Origin of the sequence: Kitasatospora sp. NPDC049258 (genome assembly GCF_040678895.1) — a bacterium.
Classification (GTDB): Bacteria; Actinomycetota; Actinomycetes; order Streptomycetales; family Streptomycetaceae; genus Kitasatospora.
In genome coordinates, this window is record NZ_JBFAQT010000080.1 from 1 (window position 1) to 7,549 (window position 7,549).

The following is a 7,549-nucleotide window of genomic DNA, read 5'->3' on the forward strand; positions in this document are numbered from 1 at the left end:
GGACCCTGTGGGAGAGTAGGACGCCGCCGAACAATCTTTCAGAGAAGCCCCTCCGGGTCACCCGGAGGGGCTTTTCGCATTCCCGGCCACATTCCCGGCCGCAGTCCTGGCCGCACTTCCGATCGCGGTCAGAGGCCCTGGACGAATTGGATCAGCGCCTCGTTGACCTCCTTGGGCCGCTCCTGCTGGGTCCAGTGGCCGGTTTCGGGGAGCCAGAGGATCTCCTGGAACCGGGGCGCGTGCTGGTGGAGGTCGGACAGGGCCTTCTTGGTGTCGGGGTTGGCGGCGACCAGGTCTTGTTCGCCGGCGATGAGCAGGGCGGGCGGCTCGATCCGGGCGTTGTGCCAGGCGGCGGTGAGCTCCCAGTTGCGGTCGAGGTTGCGGTACCAGTTCAGCGGCCGGGCGAAGCCGTGGGCGCCGAACTCGGAGCTGTAGAAGGCGATGTCCTGCTCGGTGAGCCACTCCGGGAGATCGGTGGGCGCCTCGAAGATGTCGAGGAATCCGCCGCCCTCCGGCACCAGCGGCAGGCCGGTGTCGCTGAGCCGGGCGCGGCCCGCCAGCAGCTTGCGGAAGGTGGTCGGCAGGTCGCGACCGAGTTCCGCCTCGGCCGGGCCGGACTGCTGGAAGTACAGCATGTAGAAGGCCTCACCGAGGAGTTGGCGCATGCTGTCGGTCGGCCGGTGCTGGCCCCGGGGGTACGGGGGCACCGAGAGGCCGACCACGCCGCGGACCAGGTCGGGGCGCAGCAGCGCGGTGTGCCAGGCGACCGGAGCACCCCAGTCGTGGCCGACCACGACCGCGCGGTCGGCTCCGAGGGCGGGGATCAGGCCGAGGGCGTCGCCGGCCAGGTGCAGGATGCTGTACCGGTCGACCTCGTCGGGGCCGCCGGTGGCACCGTACCCGCGCTGGTCGGGAGCGACCGCGTGGTACCCGGCGTCGGCGAGGGCGGTGAGCTGGTGCCGCCAGGAGTACCAGCTCTCGGGGAAGCCGTGCAGCAGCAGGACGAGGGGGCCGGTGCCGGCCTCCGCGATGCGCATCGGGAGGCCGCCGGCCGATCGGACGATCCGGTGCGAGATCTCGGACATGCTGGTCTCCCTGTTCGGTAGGGCCCGCAGGACGGTTGACGCCCTGTCAGGTCTACCTCAGATCGCCGGATGCCGGAAGCGCGCACCGGCCCGGCCGCACCGGCCGCACCGCGCGGAGCCTCAGACGCTGATGCCCGCAGCCTTCAACATCCCGTCGACGGTGGACCAGGAGGCGTCGAGCGGGGTGACCGGGGTGGCGCCGACCCCGCGGTCCTTGAACCCGCTGGAGGTGGAGATGCAGACCGCCCGCCCCTCGAACCCCTCGGCCTCCTTGAGCGCGGCCAGGCCGGCGAGCCCGGCGGCGCTGGAGAGCTCCACCCAGATCCCCTGTCCGGCCAGCTCGGCCTGGGCCGCCCGCAGTTGGCGGTCGTCCACGAGCAGCGGCCGGCCCGCGCTCTCCCGGAGCGCGACCACACCGCGGTACCCGCCCACCTCGCAGGAGATCGCGTAGGCGTCGGTCGGCCCGGTCCCGACCCGGGTGGCGGGCCGGCCGGTGCGGACGGCGGCGGCGAGCGGGCCGCCGGCGGCGGGCTCGCAGGAGTAGATCTGCGGCACGCGGTCGGTGAGACCGAGCCGGCGCAGCTCGGCGAAGCCCTTCCAGACTCCGAAGAGCAGCTCGCCGTAGCCGGTCGGGACGAAGACCGCGTCGGGCACCCCGGCGTCGAGGAGGATCTCGTACGCGATGGCCTTGTAGCCCTCCGGGCCGAAGCCGTGGCCGGTGTGGGTGACGGTGGTGTTGCTGGCGGCGTGGAAGCCGGTGCGCTCGACGATCTGCCGCATCAGCGGCCAGCGGTCGGCCTCCGGCACCGGCAGGACGAGCGCGCCGTAGGAGTGCAGGAAGGAGGCGACCGCGCCGGGCATGGTCGCCGAGGCCAGCACGACGCAGGGCAGCCCGGCCCGGGCGGCGTACGCGGCGGCGGAGGCACCGTGGTTGCCGGAGGAGGAGACCACGATGCCGGGCGCGCCCGCGCCGACGGCGGCGCTCGCCGTGCAGCGGTTCAGCCGGTCCTTGTGGCTCCAGGTCGGATTGCGGGACTCGTCCTTGAGCAGGACGTCCGGGCCGAGCGGGATCAGCGGCGTGCGGCCCTCGCCGAGACCGGGGGCGTGCAGCGGCGGCAGCAGCGGGGCCCAGCGCTCCAGCCCCGGGCGGGAGGGGGTGGCGGCGTCGAACAGCTGCGGGTCCACCCGGTCGTACGCGTAGTCGACCTCGACCGGGTAGGCGACCTCCGCGGTGCTGGTCCGGGGGCAGCCGGTGGTGAGCGGTGGCCACAGCGGGTAGTCGATGGACGGGTCGCCGAGGGAGCGCTGTCCGGTCGCGAGGGAGTCGCCTGTCGTCATGGTCGTCAAGCCTAAAGGGTGCTCCACGATCGACCTTTGACGGTCGGAACGGTGGCGGCCGAGCGGGCGCGGGTTGCCCGCACGGCCTGGTGAACGCCGCCGGGGCCGAAGCGCGAGCTGCCGCGGACCGGTCGGCGGTGTGCGCCTGCGCCGGGGTGGAGGCAGGCTGGAAGGTGCGGTCGAGCCGACGAACGGTGATCCGTGCCCTCGCTCCGACCCGCGGCCGCCGGCGGACAGTCGGCCTGTCGAGATCCGAGGTCAGGTATGGCGAGTCGGAGCAGGGACCACGCACTCGACCACGTGGTGGTCGTCGTGTTCGAGAACCGGTCGTTGGACAACGTGCTCGGCCGGCTGTACGGGCCGCAGGACGGCAAGACGTTCGAGGGAGTGATCGGCAAGGACCTCGGCAACCCGATCCCGGAGTGGGCCGAGCACGGCGCGGACCGCGGGGTGGTGCCGTACACGGTGGCGACGGACATGGACAGCCCCAACCCCGATACGGGGGAGGAGTATCCGCACACCAACACGCAACTCTTCAACCTCCTCGGCGAGCAGAACCGCTTCAAGCTCGGCGAGGAGATCTCGGCGCCGTACAACGCGCCCGAGCCCGGCCGGGCACCCACGATGGACGGGTTCGTCACCGACTACATCAGCACCCTGACCGGCGAACTGGGCCGCCAGCCCACCTACGACGAGTACGCGCAGGTGATGACCGGGTTCACGCCGGAACAGATCCCCGTACTGAACGGCCTGGCGCGCGCCTTCGGCGTGTTCGACCACTGGTTCAGCGAGGTGCCGTCGCAGACGTTCACCAACCGGTCGTTCTGGACCGCGGCGACGGCCTCGGGGTTCGTGGTGAACTCGCCGGTCAAGAACTGGGTGCTCGAGAACGACGCCGAGACGATCTTCAATCGGCTCGAACAGCACGGCCGGACGTGGAAGGTGTACGTCGCCGAGCCGGACCGGTTCTCCATGACCGGCCTGATCCACTATCCGCGACTGAAGGACCGCTTCGACACGCACTTCGTGCCGTTCGCCCAGTTCGAGACCGACGCCGGCAACGGCGACCTGCCCGACTTCTCATTCATCGAGCCGTGCCTGGTGCTCGGGCACGGCGACTACCACCCGGCGTTCTCCCGCGCTCTCGGCCACGGGGTCGTGATCCCCGACGTCGACCCGCCGTCCTCGATCCTGGGCGGCGAGGCTTTCCTGGCCCGGATTTACGACGCGTACCGGGCGATGCGGTCCCCGGCCGGGTCGAACGTCTGGAACACCACCCTGCTCGTCGGCTGGGACGAACCCGGCGGCACCTACGACCACGTGCCACCCGGCCCGGTGCCACCACCTGACCCGTCGGCTCCGGTCGGACAGCTCGGGTTCACCTTCGACCGCTCGGGCTACCGGGTCCCGGCCGTCGTGGTCTCCCCGTGGGTGGCCGAGGGCCAGGTGTTCGACCAGGAGCACCGCCACACCTCGCTGATCGCGACCCTGCGCGAGCAGTGGGACCTGGGCGCCCCACTCACCGCGCGCGACGCCGCCGCCCGGACGTTCTCCCACGTCTTCACCCTCGACACCCCGCGAGACCCGCACACCTGGCCCGCGCCGGCCCCGCGTCCGGTGCCCCGGTACGTGGAGGACGCCCTGCTCCTGGGCAGGACCCTCTCCACCCTGGGCAAGGCGGCCTTCGAAGGGATCCGCGGCTTCGCGGACCATCACCACATCCGCATCGAGGGACTTCCCCACGATCCCGCGGCCGAGGTGCCGCCGGAGCAGGCCCTGCAGATCATGCGTGACTTCCTCGCCATCCGCTTCCCCCGCCTGGCACCACCCACCCGGCCACCGCGGACCCCACGGGCCTGACGCGGGCCGCGCCCGGTGGAACGCGTGCGGACCAGGCCTAAGGTTGGAGGATGACCACCGGATATCGGCCCGGGCCCGCGCGGGTGGCCGGGCCCGCGGACATCGAGGCCGTCGTGGACACCATGACGACGGCCTTCTTCGAGGACCCGCTCTGGGGCCCGGCGTTCCCCGACGCCGACCGGCGGGCCACCCAGGCTGCGGCGCTGTGGCGGTGCTACGTGACCTCGGCGCTGCGCTACCCGTGGCTGCTGGTGACGCCGGGGGTGGAGTCCGCGGCGTCGTGGATCCCGCCCGGCGGGACGGAGCTGACCGCGGCGGAGGAGGAACGGCTGGAGGGGCTGCTGACGGAGGTCGCCGGCGCCGCGGTGGCCGGGCCGATCATGCGGATCTGCGAGCAACTGGAGGAGGCGCACCCCACCGAGCCGCACTTCTACCTGTCGCTGCTGGCGACGCACGACCAGCACCGCGGCAAGGGCCTCGGCATGGGGCTGCTCGCGGAGAGCCTGCGCCGGGTCGACGCCCTCGGCGCCCCGGCCTACCTGGAGTCCTCCAACCCGGCCAACCTCCCGCGCTACGAGCGGGCGGGCTTCGTGGCACGGGACCGGATCACCGTCGCCGGCGGCCAGGTCGTGACGACCATGTGGCGCCCGGCGCGCTGATCGTCCGCCGGGCCCGGAGGAGGTCGGCTCCGGAGGTCGGCCCCGGAGGTCGGCAGAGGGACCGGCCAAGGGGTCGGCCGTCAGCGGGCCTCGCGGCGGGCGGCCTTCTCGGCGGCCTCCGCCTCGTCCTCCGCCTCGGCGACCTCCAGGGTCGGCGCGGTGCCGCCCAGGTGGGCGGGCAGCCACCAGGAGTCCTCGGGGCCGGCGGGCTTGCCCGGATAGTCGCGCTGAGCGCGGTCGAGCATCTCGGTCATGGCGGCCCGCAGACGGCGGGTGACCATCACCGGCTTGTCCCCGGGGGCGAGCGCGATCGGCTCGCCGATCATGATGGTGACCGGCACGTGGCGCTTGGTGAGGGTCTTCGGACGGCCCTTGGTCCACAGCTGCTGGGTGCCCCAGAGGATCACCGGCAGCAGCGGCGCGCCGGAGTCGGCGGCCATCCGGGCGGCGCCGGTCTTGAACTTCTTCAGGGTGAAGGAGCGGCTGATGGTGGCCTCGGGGAAGACGCCGACCACCTCGCCGTCCCGGAGCGCCTTGACCGCGGCCTCGTAGGCGGGCTGGCCGTCGGTGCGGTCCACCGGGATGTGCTTCATGCCGCGCATCAGCGGGCCGGACACGGCGTGCTTGAACACGTCGTCCTTGGCCATGAACCGGGTCTTGCGTTTGCCGCCCTTGAAGGCGCCGAGCCCCGCGAACAGGAAGTCCAGGTAGCTGATGTGGTTGCTCACCAGGACGGCGCCGCCGGTCGCGGGGATGTGCTCGGCGCCGACGATGGTGATCCGGACGTCCAGTGCACGGAAGGCGGTGAGCGCCGCGCCGATCACCGGCGGGTACACGAACTCTGCCACGTCAGCCCTACTTCCCACGGGCTGGTGCCCGGTCAGGTGGTACCCGGGGCGCAGGTCGGGGCCGTCCGAGTCGCGGCACGCGGCAGCGGCCACGGGTGTGTTACTCGGAGATGATCCCTCGAAGGAGTGCCTGCTGTCACCTGAGGGGTCCGGGCAGCGGGATGCGCCGCCCGGTTCCCGCCGGGCCTGAGAGCTGTGTCACCCGGTGGTGGCCCGGCCGGTGCCGAGCCGGGCCCGGCCGCGGTGCAGCAGCAGGTACAGCTCGCAGCCCAGGCAGTAGCCGAAGGCCGCGTTGAGGAAGGCGGCGGCCAGGGCCAGGGCGGTCGCGGTGAGTCCCAGCCAGTCGGCGCCGGCCAGGTAGCCGGCGGTGCCGATCAGGCCGAAGGCGAGGCCGACGCCCTGGGCGAAGCGGGGCGGCCGGGCGTCCTCCAGCTCGCGCGGCGGGCCGAGTCTGGGCCGCAGCAGGGTGGCGTAGAGGAGTCCGTACGGCGAGTACCGCAGGCCGGCGAGGGCGGCGACGGCGAAGACGGCGGTCTGGACGGCGAGCAGCGGGCCGCTGGCGGTGATCAGGGCGGCGGCGAGCAGGAGGCTGGTGAGCGCGGCGGCGAAGCGCTGCCCGCGCGGATCGATCTGCATGCGGGACTCCGGGGTGGCACGACGGGGTGGGCTGACCTGGGGTGACGGGTCAGCGACAGCGCGAGGTGGTGGCCCGGCACAGGTCGACCACCCGGCGGCTGGTCAGCCGGGGCGTCGGTGCGGGAAGGGAGTCCACGCGCCGATGGTACGCGTCGGTGGCCCCCGGCGGACCGGCGCCCGCCACCGGTGGCGCACACTGGAGCGGTGACCGGGTTGGTGGTGTGCGGCGTCGTGCTCGCGGTGGCGAGCGCCTTCGGGCTGTGGCGCGCGGCGCGGGACGGGAGGCTGCGGGTGCGTCCGAAGGACGGGGCGGTACGGCTGTCGGCGGCGGAGCTCGGCGCGGAGCTGGGGGAGCGGGCGACGCTGGTGCAGTTCTCCACGGCGTTCTGCCAGCCCTGCCGGGCGACCCGCCGGACGCTGGCCGAGGTGGCCGCGATGGTGGACGGTGTCGCGCACGTGGAGGTGGACGCCGAGCAGAGCCTGGAGCTGGTGCGCCGGCTGGAGATCCTGCGGACGCCGACCGTGCTGGTGCTGGACGCCGACGGCCGGGTGGTCCGCCGGGCGGCGGGTCAGCCGCGCCGGCCGGATGTGATCGCGGCGCTCGGCGAAGCCGTCTGAGCGGCGGCGGGAGGCCCTCGGCGGGTGCCCGGGGGGCCTCGGGCCGGATCATGGTCGGCCGTCGGCCTGTCAAGACCTTCAATCTCACAGCCGATCTGCCGCCCAGTCAGGTGGTGCGCGGCCCGACCTGGGGCAGGATGGGGCCAGGACGGCAGTGCGGCCGGTCCGTACTCGTGCTCGCCCGGGCTGCCGCCAGGGGCCGGGCGGGGCTGCGGAGCGGTCGGCCGGGGCCCGGGCGACGCTAAGCTACTGGCCAGTAGTGACGGCTAAGCTACTGGCGAGTATGCTGCCAGGAAGTTCCGGACGGGCGCAGGAAGACGCGGCCCGAGTGGGCCTGGAAAGCGTGTGTTCCGCCCGCCGCACAGCCGCAGCCGCCGGACGAGACCAGTACAGGAGACAGGCCGTGAGCTTGAGGATCGTTGTCTGTGTGAAGTACGTGCCCGACGCGACCGGTGACCGTCGCTTCGCGGACGACACCACCACCGACCGGGAGGGCGTGGACGGC

The 7,549-nt window shown here is 73.1% G+C and carries 7 protein-coding genes and 1 pseudogene; 4 read left to right on the forward strand and 4 right to left on the reverse strand.

The window, feature by feature from the left end:
* Positions 1-128 precede the first annotated feature (128 nt).
* Together AB0K43_RS30945 and AB0K43_RS30950 are read right to left on the reverse strand one after the other, a co-directional pair.
* A complete protein-coding gene (locus AB0K43_RS30945; protein WP_363645662.1) occupies positions 129-1,085 on the reverse strand; it encodes an alpha/beta hydrolase in 957 nt (318 codons plus the stop codon).
* A 120-nt stretch (positions 1,086-1,205) separates the two neighbouring features.
* Positions 1,206-2,423 (reverse strand): pyridoxal-phosphate dependent enzyme, encoded by a 1,218-nt coding sequence (locus tag AB0K43_RS30950; RefSeq protein ID WP_363645664.1) that lies wholly within the window; start codon positions 2,421-2,423, stop codon positions 1,206-1,208.
* 264 nt (positions 2,424-2,687) lie between these two features.
* Here AB0K43_RS30950 and AB0K43_RS30955 point away from each other — a divergent pair, with 264 nt between their 5' ends.
* Positions 2,688-4,283 (forward strand): alkaline phosphatase family protein, encoded by a 1,596-nt coding sequence (locus AB0K43_RS30955; RefSeq protein ID WP_363645666.1) that lies wholly within the window; start codon positions 2,688-2,690, stop codon positions 4,281-4,283.
* A 50-nt stretch (positions 4,284-4,333) separates the two neighbouring features.
* Positions 4,334-4,942 (forward strand): GNAT family N-acetyltransferase, encoded by a 609-nt coding sequence (locus tag AB0K43_RS30960; RefSeq protein ID WP_363645668.1) that lies wholly within the window; start codon positions 4,334-4,336, stop codon positions 4,940-4,942.
* An 80-nt stretch (positions 4,943-5,022) separates the two neighbouring features.
* Here the strand turns inward: AB0K43_RS30960 and AB0K43_RS30965 are convergent, their stop codons facing one another.
* Positions 5,023-5,790 carry a lysophospholipid acyltransferase family protein gene (locus AB0K43_RS30965; protein ID WP_363645670.1) on the reverse strand — a complete coding sequence of 256 codons (768 nt, stop codon included), beginning with the start codon at positions 5,788-5,790 and terminating at the stop codon, positions 5,023-5,025.
* Positions 5,791-5,988: 198 nt separating this feature from the next.
* Entirely contained in the window at positions 5,989-6,426 is a 438-nt protein-coding gene (locus AB0K43_RS30970; RefSeq protein WP_363645672.1) for a DUF4395 domain-containing protein, read from the reverse strand.
* Between the two features lie 204 nt (positions 6,427-6,630).
* On the opposite strand from AB0K43_RS30970, the gene AB0K43_RS30975 reads away from it, so the two are divergent.
* Positions 6,631-7,044 (forward strand): thioredoxin family protein, encoded by a 414-nt coding sequence (locus tag AB0K43_RS30975; protein WP_363645674.1) that lies wholly within the window; start codon positions 6,631-6,633, stop codon positions 7,042-7,044.
* A gap of 403 nt (positions 7,045-7,447) precedes the next feature.
* Positions 7,448-7,549: pseudogene (locus AB0K43_RS30980) on the forward strand (electron transfer flavoprotein subunit beta); the annotation flags it as partial.

Bases quoted from the DNA above. Each gene is read 5' to 3' on its own strand.
- AB0K43_RS30945 (WP_363645662.1), bottom strand. From the start codon at position 1,085: ATGTCCGAGATCTCGCACCGGATCGTCCGATCGGCCGGCGGCCTCCCG.
- AB0K43_RS30950 (WP_363645664.1), bottom strand. From the start codon at position 2,423: ATGACGACAGGCGACTCCCTCGCGACCGGACAGCGCTCCCTCGGCGAC.
- AB0K43_RS30955 (WP_363645666.1), top strand. From the start codon at position 2,688: ATGGCGAGTCGGAGCAGGGACCACGCACTCGACCACGTGGTGGTCGTC.
- AB0K43_RS30960 (WP_363645668.1), top strand. From the start codon at position 4,334: ATGACCACCGGATATCGGCCCGGGCCCGCGCGGGTGGCCGGGCCCGCG.
- AB0K43_RS30970 (WP_363645672.1), bottom strand. From the start codon at position 6,426: ATGCAGATCGATCCGCGCGGGCAGCGCTTCGCCGCCGCGCTCACCAGC.